We start from the raw sequence: 19,200 nt of genomic DNA, 5'->3' as shown, positions 1-19,200 counted from the left end.
CTCATCGCTTCCGAGCGATCTTCTGTGAGCATGCTCTGCGCCATCGCCTCAAGACGACGGCGGGCCTGAACGTCACGGAACGCCCAAGCGATGGACACACCCTTACCGCCCCCGACTCAATCGCGCGCTGAAAAAATCGTCGAGTTCAAGCGCCAGAAAACCCTGCTCAAGACCGGTGCACTGCAGGACGCGATTTTCAACAGCGCCTACTTCTCCAGCATCGCCACCGACGAAAAAGGCGTGATCCAGATATTCAACGTCGGCGCCGAACGAATGCTCGGCTATGCCGCCGCCGATGTGGTCAACCGCATCACGCCCGCCGACATCTCCGACCCCGTTGAGCTGATCACCCGCGCCGCCGCCCTCAGCCTGGAACTCGACACCCCCATCACCCCGGGCTTCGAAGCCCTGGTGTTCAAGGCCTCACGTGGCATCGAAGACATTTACGAGCTGACCTATATCCGCAAGGACGGCAGCCGGTTGTCGGCGATGGTCTCGGTGACGGCCTTGCGCAACCGCAACGACACCATCATCGGCTACCTGCTGATCGGCACCGACAACACTGCGCGCAAACAGGAAGAAGCCGAGCGCAAGGGCTTTGAACGCGCATTGGAAGAAAAGAACCTGGAGCTGGAACACGCCAACCATATGAAGTCGGAGTTCCTGGCCACCATGTCCCATGAACTGCGCACGCCGCTGAATGCGGTGATCGGGTTTTCCGAGGCGCTCAAGGACGGCCTGGTGGGCGATATGAGCGAGGTGCAGCGCGAATATATCGGCGACATCTTCACCAGCGGCCAGCACCTGCTGTCACTGATCAACGACATTCTCGACTTGTCCAAGGTCGAGGCCGGGATGATGGACCTGGAGCTGGAGGCCGTAGAGCTGGCAGGCCTGTTGGCCAACAGCCTGCTGATCGTGCGCGAAAAGGCCGCGCTGCAGCGTATCCAACTGAAGCTCGACAGCCAGGGCGACTTCGGCTGCCTGGAGCTGGACCTGCGCAAGACCAAGCAGATCGTCTACAACCTGCTGGCCAATGCGGTGAAGTTCAGCGAGCACGGCAGCTCGGTGACCCTGGCCGTGCGCGAGGTCAGCCGCGACCAGGTTGGCCTGGTTCCCGGCGACTGGCCGGTGCACAGCTTTGCCCTGCCGCCCAGCGCGCACCAGCAGTTCCTCGAATTGAGCGTCAGCGACACCGGCATCGGCATTGCCCCGGACGACATGGGCAAGCTGTTCAAGGCCTTCAGCCAGATCGACAGCAGCCTGGCGCGCAAATTCGAAGGCACCGGGCTGGGCCTGGCGATGGTCAAGCAACTCACCGACCTGCACGGTGGCAGTGTCGCGGTGGCCAGTCGTGAAGACCTTGGCGCACGGTTTTTGGTGTGGCTGCCGCTGCATCGGGCGACGGAGGTTGCCACATGGCCGAAATCCTGATTGTCGAAGACAACGAGGCGAATATGCGCCTGGCCCGCCTGCTGCTGATGAATGCCGGGCATAGCGTGCTGTGGGCTGCCGACGCTGAATGCGGGCTGACCCTGGCGCGCGAAAAACAACCGGCGCTGATCCTGATGGACATTCAATTGCCTGGCATGGACGGCCTGGCGGCAACCCGGCTGCTCAAACGAGACCCCCACACCGCGCATATCCCCGTGATCGCGCTGACCGCCATGGCCATGAAGGAAGACCGCGAAAAAACCCGCCTGGCCGGTTGTGATGCCTATGTGATCAAACCCCTGCGCTACAAGGAGCTGTACGAGGTTATCGACACCCTGCTGAACCCTTCCATTACACCGCCCACATGAGTCCTCTCCATGGCCAGCTCACCCGCAACGCTGTTGATCGTTGATGACGAACCCCAGGTTCGCAAGTTGTTGGAAACCCTGCTGCGCCATGAGGGCTACCAGACCCTGAGCGCAAGCAACGGTGAAGAAGCCTTGCGGTTGGTCGCGCAGCAGCCACCGGACCTGGTGCTGCTGGACATCATGATGCCCGGCATGGACGGCTATGAAGTCGCCAGCCAGCTCAAGGGCAACCCCGCCACGGCGAATATCCCGATCATCATGCTTTCGGCCTTGAGCGAACCCAGCGCGCGGGTCAGTGGCCTGGAAACCGGCGCCGAGGAATTTATCAGCAAGCCGATCGAACGCGTCGAACTCTGGCTGCGGGTACGTAACCTGCTGCGGCTCAAGGCCCATGGTGACCAGTTGCACAAGCACAGCCAGATGCTCGAACAGCAGTTGCAACAACGCAGCGACGAACACGCGCGACTGGACGTGCAGGACCTGACCCGCCTCGAGCTGGAAAAAGCCCTGCGCCTGGCGGTCGAGCGGGATGAATTCGCCCTGCATTACCAACCCAAGGTCGAGTTGGCCGGCGGCGCCGTGTGTGCCCTGGAAGCGCTGCTGCGCTGGGACCGCCCCGGTTATGGCGCGATATCGCCGGCAGTGTTTGTGCCGGTGCTGGAAAGCCTGGGGCTGATCGTGCCGGTGGGACGCTGGGTGATCGATCGCGTGTGTCAGCAGATCGCTGCATGGCAATGCAGTGCTATCGGTGCGATTGAAGTCTCGGTGAATGTCTCCGGCCATCAACTGATCGAGGGTGACCTGATCGCCGATATCGCGCAGAGCCTGGCACACCATGGCGTTGACCCGCATTGGTTGGAGGTGGAACTGACCGAAAGCTCACTGATGGAAAACACCGAGCACACCATCACCGGTCTGCAACGCTTGCGTGCCATGGGCGTGAAAATCTCCATCGACGATTTCGGCACCGGCTATTCCAGCCTGGCGTACTTGCGGCGCTTTCCCATCGACACGCTGAAGATCGATATCGCGTTTATCCGCGAAGTCACCAGCAACCCGCAGGACGCAGCGATCACCCGCACCATCATCGAACTGGCCCATAGCCTGGACCTGCGCGTGGTCGCCGAGGGCGTCGAAACCCAGGCGCAGCTGGCGTTCCTGAAAACGGCCGGCTGCGACCAGATCCAGGGCTACCTGTTCAGCCGGCCATTGCCGATGGCCGAGCTTGAGCGGTTGCTGCTGGAAAAAAGCGGTTTAGTCGGGCCGTGACAACTCGATGCCGGCAGATGAACTGTTGTGGCGAGCGGGCTAGTGTGGCGAGCGGGCTTGCCCGCGTTGGAGTGCGCAGCGCTCCCGCTTTTTTTGGGGCCGCTACGCAGCCCAACGCGGACAAGCCCGCTCGCCACCGGGAATGAGTAAGTTGTGATTGAACCTGTGCCCGGCCGTGGTCCTCCAACGTCGATAGACCACGGCCCGGGGCACGTTCGATGACATTTATCCTATGGTTGGCCGTACTGGGTGCAGTGTTGCTGACCCTCGCCCTCACCTCCTCCTACCTGCGCTGGATGCCGGTAACCACCTCGGCGGTGTGCCTGTTGCTGGGCATCGGCATAGGCCCGTTGGGCGTGGACCTGTTGCATCTGGATATCAAAGGCTCCGCGCGCTGGATGGAGCACCTCACCGAAGTGGCGGTGCTGTTTTCGCTGTTCGTCAGTGGGCTCAAGCTGCGTCTGCCCCTCAAGCACCGCACTTGGCGCATTGCGTTCGGCATGGCGGGACCAGTCATGCTGCTGACCATCCTCGGTATCTGCGGCGTGCTGCATTACCTGTTCGAGTTGTCCTGGGGCGTGTCGCTATTGGTCGGTGCCATTCTGGCGCCGACCGACCCGGTGCTGGCCGGGCTGGTTCAGGTCAACAACGCCCAGGACTATGACGCGCTGCGGTTCGGCCTGTCCGGTGAAGCGGGCCTGAACGACGGCACGGCGTTTCCCTTTGTGATTTTTGCGCTGTTGTTTATGCAGCACGGCGGGTTTGACGGTGACTGGTTCAGCGGCTGGGTGTTCAAGCATCTACTCTGGGCGGTGCCTGCCGGGTTGTTGACAGGTTACTGGATGGGCCGGGGCATCGGCCGCATGACCCTGTGGCTGCGCATCACCAACAGTGACAGCACCCTGTCACCGAACGACTACCTGACGCTTGCCCTGATCGCCCTCGCCTACGTGGCTGCCGAGGCTGTTGGCGGCTATGGCTTTCTGTCGGTGTTCGCCGCCGGGCTCGGCCTGCGCCAGGCGGAGTTCCGGTCCACCGGCAATTCACAGACCCCCGCAGAGCACCTGGCACTGCCGGTGGTGGGCCACCTGGAAGTCGAGCCGGAGCACGCCCTGCAGGGCGATGTGAGCGAACTTCAAGACACCCAGATCGCCGCGGGCGTGATGATGGGCGACATGCTCTCGTTCGGCAGCCTGGTGGAGCGCTCAATGGAAGTGTTTCTGGTAACGGTGCTGGGGGTGGTGCTGGCCAGCCACTGGGATTGGCGCGCGCTGCCGGTGGCGGCGTTGCTGTTCTGGGTGATCCGCCCACTCAGCGTGTTTGCCATGCCTTGGGGACGCCTGATCGATCGTCAGCAGCGCGGGCTGATCAGTTGGTTCGGGATTCGTGGGATCGGCAGCATCTACTACCTGTTCTACGCGCTCAACCATGGGCTGATTGGCACCAGCAGCGCAGTGGCGGTGAACCTGACGCTTTCGGTGATCGCCTTGAGCATCGTCGTTCATGGCCTCAGTACCCAGCCGATGCTGGTGTGGTATGAACGACGTGCCAAGGTGAATATTCAGTCCTGATCCTCGGTATTGCCTACATCCGCCGCCTCATCCAGATCATTGAGTGGCACTGTTGCATCGTCCATCAACGATCCTGGGTCTTCATTGCCGGGATCGTTGAGTTCTTCTTCCAGTTCTTTGGACATGACCGTCTCCTCTAACCGCCTTGGGTGTCGATATCGGCATCGGTTTCAGGCTTGGGCTCGCGCTCGGGCTTGAAGTCCGGACTGTAGTCGTTTTCGCGCGCCTTGGGGTCGGTGGCGGGCTTCGGGTCTTTCGGCGCATCGGCCGCCGTGCCGGGCGCCGGCTCGCCGCCATCGATGGCGGGGTCGTTACGGTCACTGACTTGGGGATCTTTATCTGTGCTCATGGGTCACCTCTTTCGAAAACGCAACCTGCGTTCAAGTAAGGTCGCGCGCTCGGGGGTGAAGTTCCAATTGCTTAAGAACCGGGGTTATCCACCTGAATGTAAAACGCATAGGCGCCCAGCAGCACCCAGAACACCATGAACAACCAGGGCGCGCGCATTGAGAACAGCAGCGACTTGCGATAGCCCTTGTGGGAGGACTCCATCTCGGCAAACAACGGCGATTCATCGTAGGCCATGCCCATCACCGGCTCGCTACGCAGCAGTTCGCTCTGCTTATAGTGCCAATGGTCGATGATTTCGTACGCGGCGCGAATACCCGGCCAGGCGTTCAACGAGCTGAGAATACCGAGCAAGGCCAGGAACACCGGCACTATCAGGGTGAACAACTTGCCCCACTCCGGGTTCAGGTTGCCCATGCCGGAAACGAAGGCGATCACCAGGAATGACTGCGCCGTGAGGTAGGCGTCGGTGCGGTTGGCCAGGATGGTGGTTTCGTATTGGATTTCGCGCCGGTAAAAATCCAGGCGGTCCTTGGGCGAGCCGAAGATTTTCGCGTTGTGTTCGCTGTGATCGGTCAGGTTCGCTTCCGGGGTGTCGGGTGAAATGATTCTGGGCACATCCGTGCTCCCTGCTGGGCTGAGATACCTTAGAAGAATCGGGCTGGGGTGAAGTTCAAGTTTGTTCATGCGCCGATAGGAAACCTGCTGCGACTTGCGTAAGACGTTGTCGTGATAACAGCCAGATAATGAACTGCGCCGTGAAGGAACCAATTCAAGAGCCAGAGCGACATAGGGTCAGCGCCACGGAGGCACTTCAGAGCAGGAGCCCCGCCGAACCCTTCCATTGGCAAGTACTATGAACACTGTTTCCAGTCAGCCCCCTACAAAACCGCAGTTTTCGCTCCCACAGAGCATGCCCGCCACGCCCCCACAAGAGCGTGAGGCTTCCTACGCCCCAGCGCCACCAGCGGGCTCGCGCATCGAGGGTGATCGCGAGCTGACACGCGAGTATCGAAATGCGCTGTTAAGCACTGCCGATCACCGGCCGGATGCCAAGATCCATCCCATCCCTCCCCACTCCACATTCGGCCAGTGGTGGGCCCAGTTGCACGGCGCTTTCCAGTCACCCGACGTTAAGCAGTGGATTCAAGACAAAGGCATCGCCGTTGGGTCGATCAGACTCAACCCGGAAACGGGTCAAATCTCGTTTTCGCTTCAACGCTCGCTGGATGCAAAACAAACGATCCATACCCTCGGGCAAGACGATCCGCACTGGCGCGCGATCAGCGGGCCTATCCTCCAGGCCGCACGGGTGCTCGCTGCAGGACACCTCGACACGACATTCGCGCCGCCGGTAAGCGATATCGCTGAGCCTGTTCCATATGAGCTGGTGGGGCGTTTTTATAAAGAGAGGTTGGGCCTGACGGAACCGGCAATGCGCAAACGTGCTGAGGAACTCGCCGAAACCAAGACGTTTACCGCTCTCGACCCGACCACTGATACAAGTTTGATCGCATCGCGCAGCGAGAGCGCCCTTCAAGACCAGAAATCGCATTTGGGCGACCTGGTCAACCGGCAACAAATCGTTGTAGAACTGCAACACTTGGCCGCCAACGCAGACGCAGGGTCCATTGAGGATCAACTCAAGACCAAGAGGGTCAACCTGGCCTCCGACAGTACCTATCCTGTCAAAACCCACGCAAGCCTTCAGCAACTGCTGGAGGATCATGGCTGGGATATCCCCACCACTCGCGAAGAGGTGTTGAACCTCGCAAAATCCCTGTCGACTCCGGCCTCCAACGCACCACCGGATGGCAACCTGGGTGGCGCGTTGAACTGGCCCGTACCGCTTGACCAGAACAGCCAGCAACAATTGCAGGCGGATGTACGTGCGGGCAAGTTCGGCGATCTGGTGTTGAGCCCCTTTGGCAACGTGTTGGACTACCTGCTGAACGGCAGGCAAATTTCTCCAGAGGAGCAACGTGATCCGCGCAAGTTGATCAACGAATTAATCAATTCACCCAGGGGCAAGGCATTGGGCCAGGCCATTCAGGCGACCTTCGAGGCCCGTTCGGTTAAGGGCAGTGCCACCGACTGGTTGCTGGCGGCCTTGAACGTGACGAGCAGCAAAGGCGTCGGCACCCCGGCGTATAGCCGTACACCGGGCGTTATTGAAGGTTACCGGCCGGTCTCGGCCGACAACATGGGTAAACCTCCAGCGACGGTCATTCAGCAGTTGGCTAACCACCTGGTCGCCACAAGCAAAGCGTCATCTCCCGAGAATGCTGTGATCCAGGCACACATTTTACTGGCTAGCCAGGCACCGGAGTTCCTGGTCAAGGACATTCCGGAACAAGTGTCAGTGGGCACCCACAGCTGGGTCAGCTTCACCACGGCGGTCGCCCGTATGGAAGCAAAAGTGCCAGGCTCGACAGCGATGGCGAGCTACGCGCAAATCATGCTCGAAGCCGACATAGCACCGATCACCGAAACAGAGCGCGCTGTCGAATATGCGGCTCAGAACGAGGCTATCAAGCAATGGGGGGTCGCCAACGGCATGAGTTATCCGGTGACGGAAACTGCGATAAAGGCCGTGCGCGAGCAATTCACGGCACAAGTAAGCGAACTGAAAGCCGCAGCCGAAACCCACGTCACAGAAATGCCGACTGTCGAGTCCATTGCTTTGGAACAGCTGAAGAACGCCTTTCCAGACATGGACCCGGTACTGTTCGAGCAAAAAAATATAACGTTGCATCCTTCAAACCGGCATTACCCTGGGCCCTACTCGATACTGGATCTCTATATCGATGGTCGAGCGCTCCAGGGTTCTCCCGCGTCGGCGGATAACTGGGGTAAATTTGGTCGTACTTTTGTGCAGGTAACAACTTTAGGTGTAAAAAAAATTGATGCAGATGGAAAACCGACTGCGTGGGTCTCCTCATCGAGCGAGATAGACGTACCGAATATCCTGGAAAAGCTTAAACAGCTGCCACGCCCGGATGCACTGTTCCAGGAACCGTTTAGCAACTACGCCAATGCGGTCAAAAAAACCACTGCCGCACACTTCAAGTACCTTATTTCCAAGCTGCCGCCGGAAGACCGTGAGAATTTGGAGCATGGTAAATTAACCCCCCTCGAAGAAGTTAGATACCCTGAAACCAATCAACGCGATCGAGTGGCAGATGGCGTGTTGATATTTCAGACTGAGCGAAATGGCAAGGCCACCTACTACGAGTTTGATCGAACAAAGGGTTCCATTTCAAAGCTTCCAGAAAAAGATTACATACGGCACGCAGACCTTGTTGCTAGACCTAGCCACACCGGGATATTGGTCGAAAGAGTACAACGTGAGGGAGAGCACTCACCTGGATTACTGGATGAAAAAACCGGTATGCCAACCGTACAGAATTGTTTCGGAAGTGCCAGGACCCAGTACATTGTCAATACACTGATCGCGGACATGAACTTCCCCGCAGTAGAACGTTATGCCAAAGGCGCAACCACCTTTGACACCGAAGTGCCAGTGCATGAAAAAGTCTCGAAAGTTGCACTTGATTTTATCCCATTCTATTCAGCCATCAAAAATTTCAAATCGGGCAATATTGGCGGAGGCACTTTCGATTTGACCCTCGATATCTTCGGTTTCGCGGTCGGCTTCGGCAGTGCCTTCGCCAAGGGCGCCAAAGTCGTTGCGAGCACAGCGTCCGCACTGTCAAAAATAGGTAAGGTTGGCAGGATCGTTGGGCGGGCGGCGCTTGGCGCGCTCAACCCGTTGGACGGTGTGGATGATCTGGGGCGTGGCGCCCTTAAACTCGGTCGTGTGGCGACGGGAACTGCCTACAAAGGCGTCAAAAGCCTGCGCGGTTCCTACCAGAGTGTAAATCTGCTTGAACTGTCGAAGCGGCGTGATATCGCCGAAGGCTCGTATAAAGCCGCCAATGGCGCCGCTGAAAGCAAAACCCTGGCTAAATTAGATGAGGCGACCAACAAGTGGTACGCCTATGATCCGATCACGCAGCAGACTTACGGCAAGGCGCTGGATAACTTTGTCAGCGACACCCCCTCGGCAAACGCCCCCGACAGCTTGGGTGCCGTGGCCCACCCTAGTAAGTCGGCATCCAGTCGGCAAAGGATCGGCCTGAAGTCGCAGAGCAGTGTAAAGCCCGGCGAAGGGGCAAAACCGAATACTGTCATCAGTCAAAGCACCTTTGCACAGATGGGCGGAGCGATGAATGAGGTTCACGTGCTGGGTGGCGCAGTTCACACCTATACGGATGCCCACAAGGGCGGCACGCGACTTAATGTGGTTGCTCACGGCGTTGACCGCGGGATACTGGACAGGCTGCAGAAAAAGCCCGCTCTGGTGGAGGTTGACGACAAGCATTACACCGCAAAAGAGTTGGTTGCTCATTTGAGGAGTAAAGGCATTGATCCGGCAGACTCGCGTTATAGCAATATCCGGCTTTTGATCTGTTACTCCGCAGATGGCGCAGATAACTCGTTTGCCAAAGAATTTCAAAAAGAGGTGGGTAAGACTGTAAAAGCCTATGAAGGTACGGTGACGTTAAAATTCGGCTCGACAAGTATGGAAAAAATCCGTGACTACCTAGAGACGCAAGTTCGCGGTGAGTTTCCCAGCCTAGCTGAAAACGAAATCCATCTATTGGTAGATAGCAGAATCCAGAATATGTATAGCGGGCAAAAGGTCCAACACATCGAAAAAAACAACGGTACCCAAATACAGATCAACGTCGCAGCTCAAGGCAAAACGCCCGTGTTTGAAACACTCAAAATTGAATACAAACCGGTGCATTTCAGCTAAATCCCCCTGGCGGTAAATCAAGGTAAAAAGGCGTCGGCTCGAACCCATCAATGCCCTATCTTGGGGCGCTCTCAGCAACCCAAGATGGTGCGGCCTTGCCTCGCGCTCAGTGCGTAGCCCAGCGCAAGCAAGCTCACTTTCGCGATCAAGCGCTGAAGCGGCCTACCCTAAGGGCTTAATCAGCGTTACATGCTCATTCCGGCACAAGCATTGCTTTATCCATTCATCTGCCCGGATACAGGAGCATTCGTTACCCCCCGACCCAGAGCCGACCCCATAAGAAAGTAAGGACCAGGTCTGTTGGCACCATCAGCCACGGGCTCATAAAAAAATGCGTTTTTTAAAGCGGCAGTGCCACCCCACGCACCCCTCGGCACTGACAAGGTACTGGAATGGCTCGATCTTTCTTTGATGAAATGAATGATGCAAACGGCGAGTGCCGTGCGCACTATCAGGATTTCTCCCGCTGGCTGGCCAACACGCCGCCGGAACTGCTGGCCCAGCGTCGACGCGAAGCCGATTTGCTGTTCCATCGCGCCGGGATCACCTTCACCCTTTATGGCGACGAGCAAGACACCGAGCGCCTGATCCCCTTCGACATCATCCCGCGCAGCATCCCCGCCAGTGAATGGAGCGTGATCGAACGTGGCTGTATCCAGCGCGTCAACGCGCTGAACATGTTCCTCGCCGACATCTACCACGACCAGCGCATCATCAAGGCCGGGATCATTCCCGCAGACCAGGTGCTGGGCAACGAGGGTTACCAGAAGGCCATGGTCGGCCTGGACCTGCACCGCGACATCTACTCGCACATCTCCGGTGTCGACCTGGTACGCGACGGCGACGGCACCTATTACGTGCTCGAAGACAACCTGCGCACTCCCAGCGGCGTGAGCTACATGCTTGAAGACCGCAAGATGATGATGCGCCTGTTTCCGGAAGTGTTCGCCAAGCAGCGCATCGCACCGGTGGACCACTACCCCAACCTGCTGCTCAAAACCCTGAAAAGCTCCAGCCGCTTGGACAACCCCAATGTGGTGGTGCTGACCCCGGGCCGCTTTAACAGCGCGTTTTTCGAGCACGCATTCCTGGCCCGTGAAATGGGCGTGGAACTGGTGGAGGGCGCCGACCTGTTCGTGCACGACCTCAAGGTATTCATGCGCACCACCGACGGGCCGAAGCCGGTGGACGTGATTTATCGGCGTATCGACGACGCCTTCCTCGACCCGAAAGCCTTCAACCCCGACTCCATGCTTGGCGTGCCCGGCCTGGTGGCCGCCTACTGCGCCGGCAATGTGGTGCTGGCCAATGCCATCGGCACCGGCGTGGCTGATGACAAATCGATCTACCCCTACGTGCCGGCGATGATCAAGTTCTACCTGGATGAAGCGCCGATTCTGCAAAACGTGCCGACCTTCCAATGCCGCAAACCCGACGAGCTGTCCCATGTGCTGGCCAACCTGGCAGAGCTGGTGGTCAAGGAAACCCAAGGCTCCGGCGGCTACGGCATGCTGGTCGGCCCGGCGTCCACGGCGGCCGAGATCGAAGACTTCCGCCAGCGCATCAAGGCCCGCCCCCACGCGTACATCGCGCAACCCACCCTGAGCCTGTCCACCTGCCCGACTTTTGTCGAAAACGGCATCGCGCCCCGGCACATCGACCTGCGGCCCTTCGTGCTCTCTGGCAAGGAAACCCGCCTGGTACCCGGCGGCCTCACGCGGGTGGCGCTGCGTGAAGGCTCGTTGATCGTCAACTCGTCCCAAGGCGGCGGAACCAAGGACACCTGGGTGGTGGAGGGCTGAGTATGTTGAGTAGAACCGCAGCAGATCTGTACTGGATGTCCCGTTACCTGGAGCGCGCCGAAAACCTGGCGCGCATGCTTGAAGTCAGTTATTCGCTGTCGTTGATGCCCCAGGCCGGGCGCAGCGATGGCCTGGATGAATTGGCCATGTCGTTGCTCAGCAGCGGCACGCTGGACAGTTACCTCGAGCGCCACCAGCAGTTGGATGCCGAGCGCATGCTGCATTTTTTCGCCCTCGACGAAGAAAACCCCGCCAGCATCTACAACTGCCTGCGCGCCGCGCGGGGCAATGCCCACGCCGTGCGTGGGCGCATCACCGCCGACATGTGGGAAAACCTCAACGCCACCTGGCTGGAAATGCGCAGCATCGCCGCCGGCGGCCTGGCGCGGCATGGCATCAGCCACTTCTGTGATTGGGTCAAGCAGCGTTCACACCTGTTCCGTGGCGCCACGTCCGGCACCATCATGCGCAATGACGCGTATCGGTTTATCCGCCTGGGCACCTTTGTCGAGCGCGCGGACAACACCTTGCGCCTGCTGGATGCACGTTATGAGATGTTCGGCGAAGAATCTGAAGAAGTCAGCGACTTGTCGGCACGCGGCTACTACCAGTGGAGCGCCCTGCTCCGCGCGTTGTCGTCGTTCGAGGCGTATACCGAGCTGTATCCGAATGCCTTGAATGCGCGCTCGGTTTCGGAACTGCTGCTGCTGCGCAGCGACGTGCCGCGTTCGTTGCATGCGTGTATCGAGGAACTGAGCCATATCCTCGCCGACCTGCCGGGCAGCTACGGCCGCACGGCGCAACGGCTGGCGGCAGAGTTCGAGGCGCGGCTCAGGTATACGGGGATTGATGAGATTCTTGAAGACGGCTTGCACAGCCGCCTCACGGACTTTATCGACACCGTGCGCGAGCTGGCGCGAGCGATACATAGTTCCTACCTGGAAGTGGTCTAGGCCAGACTGAGGACTCAACTGTGGGAGGGGGCTTGCCCCCGATGGCGGTGGTGACTGACACACCGCAATCGGGGCAAGCCCCCTCCTACATTGGGTTTGTGGCGTTTATTGGTTTTTGACCAGGACGGGCTCTGCGCGGTATCTGTCGGGGAAGAGTTTTTTGAGCTGCGCCACCTTCGGCAAATCATTGATCACGATGTACGGGTAGGACGGGTTCTCGGTGAGGAAATCCTGGTGATAGGCCTCCGCCGGGTAGAACGCCTTGCCCATCTCGATTTTAGTCACGATGGGTTTGTCGAAGGCCTTGGCGGCGTCGAGCTGGGCGATATAGGCCTGGGCGACTTTCTGTTGCTCGGCATTCTGCGCAAAGATCGCCGACCGGTACTGGGTGCCGGTGTCCGGGCCCTGGCGGTTGAGTTCGGTGGGGTTGTGGGCCACCGAGAAGTAGATCTGCAACAGCTTGCCGTAGCTGACCGTGGCCGGGTCGTATGTCACTGACACTGACTCGGCGTGGCCGGTGTCGCCTTCGCTGACGGCCTCATACTGGGCCGTACCCGCCGCACCGCCGTCGTAGCCGGACACCGCGTTTTTCACCCCTTGCACATGCTGGAACACCCCCTGTACACCCCAGAAGCAGCCGCCGGCGAACACCGCGGTTTGCAGGTTGCCAGGCTCGCCGGGCAGGTCCATGGCCGGCGGGGCTATCGTGACGCCCTCCTCGGACGATCCAAAGGAAAACGCTGAGCTTTGACCGACGAAAGCGGCGAAAACCAGCACCGGTAAAAATTTGAAGAATTTCATCACAGTCACTCCAGTGCTACGGAATAAACGGGGTCAACCTGTGGGAGCGGGCTTGCTCGCGAATGCGGTGTGTCAGTTGAAGCATTGGTGACTGGTTTAGCGCATTCGCGAGCAAGCCCGCTCCCACATTGGTTGGGTTATCAACTCAGAAGATCAGTTAGCCGAAGGTGAAGGCATACGCCGACACATGCGGATCAAGAAACTCGATGGTGAACGTGCGGTCCTGCACGGCACCCGGCTGACGCACAAGCTGGTACAGGCGCTGCTCAGTCACGGTGCCGCTGCCATCCGGGGCCACGTCGGTGCCGTGGGCATCGCCCGGGGCCTGGCCGTCAATCATCACCTTGAAGCGCACCGGCTTGCCGTCTGCAGCGGGGCCGAGCACCAGGTGCAGGTCGCGGGCATGGAAGCGGTAGACAATGCGCCCGCCGGCCCCGTCGAGGGTGGCTTGCTGGCCGCCGACGTTCCATTGGCCTTCCAGGGTCCAGTTGTTCAGGGCCAGGTTGCCGGCCGCCGGGTAATTCACTACCTGGTTGGTGGCCAGGGTGGCGGTGGTGACGAAGTTTTCCGCGCGCTGGAAGCCCAGGTAGGTTTCCGGCGACTGCGCTTCATTCATGTCCGGCGCCTGCTGCACGCCCTTGGCGTCGGCTTCGATCAAGCCTCCGGCGACGTTTTTCGCCCCGGCTTCACGCAGCAGCTGCTGGATCACCCGCTCCGACTCGGCGTGGTCGCCCTCGCCAAAGTGGTGGTAGCGAATCTGGCCCTTGGCATCGGCAAAGTAATGCGCCGGCCAGTACTGGTTGTTGAAAGCGCGCCAGACCTTGTAGTTATTGTCGATGGCCACCGGGTAGGTGATGCCCAGGTCCCGCATCGCCTGGGTGACATTGTTCACGTCGCGTTCAAAGGCAAATTCCGGGGCGTGCACACCAATCACCACCAGGCCCTGGTCGTGATACTTCTCGGCCCAGGCCTTCACGTACGGCAGGCTGCGCAGGCAGTTGATGCAGGAGTAAGTCCAGAAATCCACCAGCACCACCTTGCCTTTGAGCGCTTCGGCGCTCAGCGGCGGGCTGTTGAGCCACTGCACGGCGCCGTCCAAGGACGGCAACGCACCTTCAATCGGCAGTGCGTCACTGTGGTTGGCGGCGGCCATCATCGCGCCCCCAGCCATCATCGCCCCACTCTTCTGCTGCGGCTTGGCGCTGAGGGTGTCCACCAGGCGTTGTTCAATGCCGCCGGTGGAAGCGGTCGACAGCCGTGCCAGCACACCGGTGTCCAGGCCCAGGGCAATCGCGGCCACACCGGCCAGCATCAGTGCGCCCAGGCCACGGCGCAGCCATTCACCGGCGCCGAGGGAGCGCTTCATAAACCCAAAGACTTTACCGCCGACCAGCAGCGCCAAGGCCAGGGATGTGGCAGCACCGGCGGCGTAGGCCAGCAACAGCAAGGTAGTACCGATACTGGCGCCTTGCAGCGCGGCGCCGGTCAGCACCAAGCCGAGGATGGGCCCCGCGCACGGTGCCCAGAGCAGCCCGGTGGCCACGCCAATGAGGAACGAGGCGCCCGGCCGCGGCTTTGCGTGCGCGCCGGCTGCTTCCGACAGGCGACTGCCGGCGGCCACCAATGGCCGTGTCAGGCGTTCCGACAGCTGCGGCAGCAACAGCGTTAAGCCGAACAGGGCAACGCACAGCAACGCGAGCCAACGCCCGTATTGATTGACTTGCACCACCCAGCCGCCGCCCACCGCCGCCAGCGAGGCGACCAGGGCGAATGTCACCGCCATCCCCGCCAACAGCGGCAAGCCACTGCGCAAAAACGGCTGCCCGGTGCGAGCGAAGACAAAAGGCAGAACCGGCAGGATGCACGGGCTGACGATTGTCAGCACGCCGCCCAGGTACGCGAGAACCAGAAGCCACATGAGATGAACCCTTATAAGAATAAATAAACATCGGCTTAAGCCGCCGTAAACGTCATGGCTGCGCCGTTCATGCAATAGCGCAGGCCGGTAGGTGCCGGGCCGTCATCGAACACATGCCCCTGGTGACCACCGCAGCGCCGGCAATGGATTTCCTTGCGGACCACGCCGTAGGAGGTGTCGACATGGCTGGCCACCGCGTTCTCCAGCGGCTGCCAGAAGCTCGGCCAGCCGGTATGGCTGTCAAACTTGGTCGCCGAGGAAAACAGCGGCAACGCGCAGCCGGCACAGGCAAAGGTGCCGGTGCGGTGTTCGTCGTTGAGGGCGCTGGTGTAGGGCCGTTCGGTGCCCTCCTCGCGCAGGATGCTGTATTGCGCCTCACTGAGCAGGCTGCGCCACTCGGCATCGGTGTGGCTGACCTCGAAGGTCTCGGCGGCCTCGGCCGCGCTGAGCATGTTGACTTGCCTCAGCAAGCCACCGGCCAGGACGGCGACACCCAGGCCACCACCGGCCAGGAGTATTTGTCGACGTGAGTACATAATTGCCTCCTATAGATGACGAGCCAACGATCTTGTGTGGCGAGCGGGCTTGCCCGCGTTGGAGTGCGCAGCGCTCCCGCTTTTTTTGGGGGCCGCTACGCAGCCCAACGCGGGCAAGCCCGCTCGCCACACAAGCTGGTGCACCACAACAGCCCAATAACCACCACATCAACCACAAGCAATGAGCCCATCTTGAGCCTTGGCCGGTCGCGGAATCCTCACGCAGAGTTAAACAATTCGTGATAACTACACTGCGGCAAAAGCCGCACAATGCGCGAACTCCAAAGCAAGGTTTCTCTACATGGATCAGCCCAAACGTGTCCTGGTGGTCGAGGACGATGCCCATATTGCCGACCTCATCTGCCTGCACCTGCGCGACGAGCAGTTCGACGTCACCCACAGCGCCGACGGCAACGAAGGCCTGCGCCTGCTGGAACAAGGCGGCTGGGATGCGTTGATCCTCGACCTGATGCTGCCCGGCGTCGACGGCCTGGAAATCTGCCGCCGCGCCCGCGCCATGGCGCGCTACACGCCAATCATCATCACCAGCGCGCGCTCCAGCGAACTGCACCGCATCCTCGGGCTTGAGCTGGGCGCCGACGACTACCTGGCCAAGCCGTTTTCCATGCCGGAGCTGGTGGCGCGGGTCAAGGCCCTGCTGCGCCGGGTGGATGCGATGGCGCGTAACCTGAAGATGGACGCCGGCAGCCTCGACCTCGGCCAGCTGTTCATCAACCCGCTGACCCGTGACGCGACCCTGCAAGGTCAACGCCTGGACCTCACCCCACGGGAATTCGACCTGCTCTACTTCTTCGCGCGCCAGCCGGGCAAGGTCTTTTCTCGCATGGACCTGCTCAACGCCGTATGGGGCTACAGCCATGAAGGCTATGAACATACGGTGAATACCCATATCAACCGCCTGCGCGCCAAGGTCGAGAGCGACCCGGCCAACCCGGCGCGCATCCTTACGGTGTGGGGCCGCGGCTACAAGTTTGCCGAGAGCCCACCATGAAGCTGACCCTGACCCAGCGCCTGTCGGTGGTGTTTGCCGTGTTGCTGGTGATCTGCAGCGGCACCTCGGCGTGGCTGCAAGTGCGCTCCAACCGCATGCACGAACTGGAAGTGGTGCAAGGCCTGTCCCGTGACCTGGCCGCGCATATTGCCCGTGATACCCAATTGATGGACGCCGATGGCCTCAAGCCCGACGCCGTGCGCAACCTGTTCAGCCAGTTGATGCTGGTGAACCCGAGTGTCGAGGTGTACCTGCTCGACATCAACGGCCGCGTGGTCGGCAATGCAGCGCCCAGCGGGCACCTGCTGCGCGATAAGGTTGACCTGGCACCGATCCGGCGCTTCCTCAGCGGCGCCATGCTGCCGATCCTCGGCGATGACCCCCGCAGCATGGACGGGCGCAAGGTGTTCAGCGCGGCGCCGCTCAAGGCCAACGGCGAGCAAACCGGCTTCCTCTATGTGGTGCTGCTGGGCGAGGCCCATGATGTGTACGACGCCAAGGACGCCACGGGCATGGCCCTGAAGATCGCGCTGTGGTCCATCGGCCTGGTCGCCCTGTTGTGCCTGTTGGCGGGCTTGATCGCATTCGCCTGGATCACCCGGCCGTTGCGCCAGCTCACCGATAAAGTCGGCCAGTTCGATATCAACGGCGCGCCGAAAACCCAGCAACCGGCCACGCCGGCACTCGATAGCGGCGATGAGATCGCCGTGCTCGACCACGCCTTCGTGCAAATGGAAAACCGCCTCGGCGAGCAATGGCGCGCCATTACCCATCAGGACCAGGAACGCCGGGAAATGGTCGCCAATATCTCCCACGACCTGCGCACGCCGCTGGCGTCCCTACACGGCTACCTCGAAACCCTGTCCCTCAAGGACGCCAGCCTCAGCGCCGAAGAGCGCCGACGCTACCTTGGCATCGCCCTGGACCAGAGCCGCAAGGTCGGCGGCCTGGCCCAGTCGCTGTTGGAGTTGGTGCGCCTGGAACATGGTTTTGTGCAGCCGGTAATCGAGGGTTTCTCGCTGCCTGACCTGGTGCAGGACATCTTCCAGAAATTCGAGCTGACCGCCGAAGCCCGCGCCATCACCCTCACCGCCACCCTGCCGCCGCAGGTGCCGACGGTGCTGGCCGACCTGGGGCTGATTGAACGGGTACTCACCAACCTGCTGGACAACGCCCTGCGCCACACCCCGGTAAATGGCGAAGTCGAAGTAATCCTGAGCCCCGAAGCCGGTGCGGTGGCCGTGACCGTCACCGACAGCGGCCCGGGCATTGCTGCCGAGTTGCGCGAAGGCTTGTTCCTGCGCGCCTTTACCATCGGCGGCGCGCGCCGCGATGGTGGCCTGGGCCTGCGCATCGTGCACCGCATCCTGCAACTGCACGGGCGCAGCATTCGCCTGGTGGACCGGCCGGGTCGCGGCGCGACCTTTACCTTCTCCCTAGAAACTCGAGCATCAACGCGTTGACCTGCTGGCCTCTCTCGTTCTGGATCCAGTGACCACAGTTGGCGAGCACCCGCTGCTCCAGGTCTGGCACCGCCTCCGGCATGCGCTTGAGGGTATGCGCTTCAAATACGCCGACCGGGTCACGGTCGCCGATCAGGAACAGCGTCGGCTGCAGTACCTGCCGCCCCGCCAGAATCTCGGTGCGCTGCCAGTTGCGGTCGAAATTGCGGTACCAGTTCAGCGGGCCACGAAAGCCGTGCTCGGCAAAGGTCTGCACATACACATCGAGGTCAGCGGGCGAACACCATTGCGGCAACGCGCCGGGGGGTGAGGTGCCTTCGAGCAAGCGCGCATCCGCCGGTTTCTTCTGCAAGAACACGTCCTGGTCCTGCATGAACAGGCGCAGCGTACGTTCGATATCCGCATTCAGTTCCTGCTCGGCCACGCCCGGCTCCTGGAAATACAGGATGTAGTTGAAGCGGTCCGCGTACAGCTCGCGCAAAATCTCGATCACTGGCCGCCGCGCCCGCCCGGCGAATGGCACCGACAGTGTGATCAAGCGCGTGACCCGCTCCGGCTCAAGCAACGCCAAATGCCAGGCCACCACGGCGCCCCAGTCATGCCCAACCATCACCACCTGCTCGTGGCCAAAGTGATCCATGGCCTGCTGGATATCGGCGCACAGCGTCAGCAGGTCGTAGTCGGCAACCTCGGCCGGTGAGCTCGACTGCCCATAGCCGCGCATTTGCGGGGCGAACACCCGATAGCCTGCCGCTACCAATGCCGGGATCTGCTCGCGCCAGGAGTGCCAGCACTCCGGAAAGCCATGCAGCAGCCAAATCGCCGGCCCGTCCTGCGGCCCGGCGACGTGAACACACAGCTCAATACCGTTGACAGCGATCATGTGGCGCATGGGCGTGGCCT

At 60.7% G+C, this 19,200-nt stretch carries 16 protein-coding genes; 9 read left to right on the top strand and 7 right to left on the bottom strand.

Annotation, left to right across the window (positions count from 1 at the left end; genetic code table 11):
• Positions 1–90 precede the first annotated feature (90 nt).
• The 4 genes from CXQ82_RS15275 (at position 91) to CXQ82_RS15260 (ending at position 4,642) form a co-directional block, all read left to right on the top strand.
• Entirely contained in the window at positions 91–1,434 is a 1,344-nt protein-coding gene (locus CXQ82_RS15275; RefSeq protein ID WP_101270365.1) for a HAMP domain-containing sensor histidine kinase, read from the top strand.
• Positions 1,419–1,802 carry a response regulator gene (locus CXQ82_RS15270; protein ID WP_101270364.1) on the top strand — a complete coding sequence of 128 codons (384 nt, stop codon included), beginning with the start codon at positions 1,419–1,421 and terminating at the stop codon, positions 1,800–1,802. Before CXQ82_RS15275 ends, CXQ82_RS15270 begins: the two co-directional genes overlap by 16 nt.
• A gap of 9 nt (positions 1,803–1,811) precedes the next feature.
• On the top strand, positions 1,812–3,071 hold the full coding sequence (locus CXQ82_RS15265) for an EAL domain-containing response regulator (RefSeq protein ID WP_101270362.1): 1,260 nt from the start codon (positions 1,812–1,814) through the stop codon (positions 3,069–3,071).
• Between the two features lie 218 nt (positions 3,072–3,289).
• On the top strand, positions 3,290–4,642 hold the full coding sequence (locus CXQ82_RS15260; RefSeq protein WP_101270360.1) for a sodium:proton antiporter: 1,353 nt from the start codon (positions 3,290–3,292) through the stop codon (positions 4,640–4,642).
• Here CXQ82_RS15260 and CXQ82_RS31605 read toward each other — a convergent pair.
• The 3 genes from CXQ82_RS31605 to CXQ82_RS15250 all read right to left on the bottom strand — a co-directional run bounded on the left by CXQ82_RS31605 (position 4,633) and on the right by CXQ82_RS15250 (position 5,608).
• On the bottom strand, positions 4,633–4,767 hold the full coding sequence (locus CXQ82_RS31605) for a hypothetical protein (RefSeq protein WP_256581807.1): 135 nt from the start codon (positions 4,765–4,767) through the stop codon (positions 4,633–4,635). The two genes, CXQ82_RS15260 and CXQ82_RS31605, sit on opposite strands and share 10 nt — an antisense overlap.
• A gap of 11 nt (positions 4,768–4,778) precedes the next feature.
• Complete coding sequence (locus tag CXQ82_RS15255) at positions 4,779–4,991, bottom strand: hypothetical protein (protein WP_101270358.1); 213 nt, start codon at positions 4,989–4,991, stop codon at positions 4,779–4,781.
• 71 nt (positions 4,992–5,062) lie between these two features.
• Positions 5,063–5,608, bottom strand: coding sequence for a hypothetical protein (locus tag CXQ82_RS15250; RefSeq protein WP_101270357.1), 546 nt, complete (start codon positions 5,606–5,608; stop codon positions 5,063–5,065).
• Between the two features lie 238 nt (positions 5,609–5,846).
• On the opposite strand from CXQ82_RS15250, the gene CXQ82_RS15245 reads away from it, so the two are divergent.
• The 3 genes from CXQ82_RS15245 to CXQ82_RS15235 all read left to right on the top strand — a co-directional run bounded on the left by CXQ82_RS15245 (position 5,847) and on the right by CXQ82_RS15235 (position 12,567).
• Positions 5,847–9,812: a hypothetical protein gene (locus CXQ82_RS15245; RefSeq protein WP_101270355.1), complete on the top strand. Its 3,966-nt coding sequence runs from the start codon at positions 5,847–5,849 to the stop codon at positions 9,810–9,812.
• A 392-nt stretch (positions 9,813–10,204) separates the two neighbouring features.
• Positions 10,205–11,614 carry a circularly permuted type 2 ATP-grasp protein gene (locus CXQ82_RS15240; protein WP_101270353.1) on the top strand — a complete coding sequence of 470 codons (1,410 nt, stop codon included), beginning with the start codon at positions 10,205–10,207 and terminating at the stop codon, positions 11,612–11,614.
• Positions 11,615–11,616: 2 nt separating this feature from the next.
• A complete protein-coding gene (locus CXQ82_RS15235; RefSeq protein ID WP_003217078.1) occupies positions 11,617–12,567 on the top strand; it encodes an alpha-E domain-containing protein in 951 nt (316 codons plus the stop codon).
• Between the two features lie 105 nt (positions 12,568–12,672).
• Here the strand turns inward: CXQ82_RS15235 and msrA are convergent, their stop codons facing one another.
• From msrA to msrB, 3 genes are all read right to left on the bottom strand, one after another.
• Positions 12,673–13,368 carry a peptide-methionine (S)-S-oxide reductase MsrA gene (msrA, locus tag CXQ82_RS15230; protein WP_101270352.1) on the bottom strand — a complete coding sequence of 232 codons (696 nt, stop codon included), beginning with the start codon at positions 13,366–13,368 and terminating at the stop codon, positions 12,673–12,675.
• Between the two features lie 157 nt (positions 13,369–13,525).
• A complete protein-coding gene (locus CXQ82_RS15225) occupies positions 13,526–15,286 on the bottom strand; it encodes a cytochrome c biogenesis protein DipZ (RefSeq protein ID WP_101270350.1) in 1,761 nt (586 codons plus the stop codon).
• Between the two features lie 35 nt (positions 15,287–15,321).
• Entirely contained in the window at positions 15,322–15,822 is a 501-nt protein-coding gene (msrB, locus tag CXQ82_RS15220) for a peptide-methionine (R)-S-oxide reductase MsrB (RefSeq protein ID WP_101270348.1), read from the bottom strand.
• Positions 15,823–16,123: 301 nt separating this feature from the next.
• On the opposite strand from msrB, the gene CXQ82_RS15215 reads away from it, so the two are divergent.
• Positions 16,124–16,834: a response regulator transcription factor gene (locus CXQ82_RS15215; protein WP_101270346.1), complete on the top strand. Its 711-nt coding sequence runs from the start codon at positions 16,124–16,126 to the stop codon at positions 16,832–16,834.
• The gene (locus CXQ82_RS15210; protein ID WP_101270344.1) at positions 16,831–18,297 is read left to right on the top strand and encodes a HAMP domain-containing sensor histidine kinase; all 1,467 of its coding nucleotides are present in this window, start codon (positions 16,831–16,833) and stop codon (positions 18,295–18,297) included. The genes CXQ82_RS15215 and CXQ82_RS15210 overlap by 4 nt, the downstream gene beginning before the upstream one ends.
• On the opposite strand, the gene CXQ82_RS15205 is transcribed toward CXQ82_RS15210, so the two are convergent.
• Positions 18,260–19,189: an alpha/beta fold hydrolase gene (locus tag CXQ82_RS15205; protein ID WP_101270342.1), complete on the bottom strand. Its 930-nt coding sequence runs from the start codon at positions 19,187–19,189 to the stop codon at positions 18,260–18,262. The two genes, CXQ82_RS15210 and CXQ82_RS15205, sit on opposite strands and share 38 nt — an antisense overlap.
• Positions 19,190–19,200 lie beyond the last annotated feature (11 nt).

The organism is Pseudomonas sp. S09G 359 (assembly GCF_002843605.1).
GTDB lineage: Bacteria > Pseudomonadota > Gammaproteobacteria > Pseudomonadales > Pseudomonadaceae > Aquipseudomonas.
This window is presented reverse-complemented; position numbering and strand designations above follow the sequence as displayed.

Bases quoted from the DNA above. Each gene is read 5' to 3' on its own strand.
- CXQ82_RS15275 (WP_101270365.1), top strand. From the start codon at position 91: ATGGACACACCCTTACCGCCCCCGACTCAATCGCGCGCTGAAAAAATC.
- CXQ82_RS15270 (WP_101270364.1), top strand. From the start codon at position 1,419: ATGGCCGAAATCCTGATTGTCGAAGACAACGAGGCGAATATGCGCCTG.
- CXQ82_RS15265 (WP_101270362.1), top strand. From the start codon at position 1,812: ATGGCCAGCTCACCCGCAACGCTGTTGATCGTTGATGACGAACCCCAG.
- CXQ82_RS15260 (WP_101270360.1), top strand. From the start codon at position 3,290: ATGACATTTATCCTATGGTTGGCCGTACTGGGTGCAGTGTTGCTGACC.
- CXQ82_RS31605 (WP_256581807.1), bottom strand. From the start codon at position 4,767: ATGTCCAAAGAACTGGAAGAAGAACTCAACGATCCCGGCAATGAAGAC.
- CXQ82_RS15255 (WP_101270358.1), bottom strand. From the start codon at position 4,991: ATGAGCACAGATAAAGATCCCCAAGTCAGTGACCGTAACGACCCCGCC.
- CXQ82_RS15245 (WP_101270355.1), top strand. From the start codon at position 5,847: ATGAACACTGTTTCCAGTCAGCCCCCTACAAAACCGCAGTTTTCGCTC.
- CXQ82_RS15240 (WP_101270353.1), top strand. From the start codon at position 10,205: ATGGCTCGATCTTTCTTTGATGAAATGAATGATGCAAACGGCGAGTGC.
- CXQ82_RS15235 (WP_003217078.1), top strand. From the start codon at position 11,617: ATGTTGAGTAGAACCGCAGCAGATCTGTACTGGATGTCCCGTTACCTG.
- msrA (WP_101270352.1), bottom strand. From the start codon at position 13,368: ATGAAATTCTTCAAATTTTTACCGGTGCTGGTTTTCGCCGCTTTCGTC.
- CXQ82_RS15225 (WP_101270350.1), bottom strand. From the start codon at position 15,286: ATGTGGCTTCTGGTTCTCGCGTACCTGGGCGGCGTGCTGACAATCGTC.
- msrB (WP_101270348.1), bottom strand. From the start codon at position 15,822: ATGTACTCACGTCGACAAATACTCCTGGCCGGTGGTGGCCTGGGTGTC.
- CXQ82_RS15215 (WP_101270346.1), top strand. From the start codon at position 16,124: ATGGATCAGCCCAAACGTGTCCTGGTGGTCGAGGACGATGCCCATATT.
- CXQ82_RS15210 (WP_101270344.1), top strand. From the start codon at position 16,831: ATGAAGCTGACCCTGACCCAGCGCCTGTCGGTGGTGTTTGCCGTGTTG.
- CXQ82_RS15205 (WP_101270342.1), bottom strand. From the start codon at position 19,189: ATGCGCCACATGATCGCTGTCAACGGTATTGAGCTGTGTGTTCACGTC.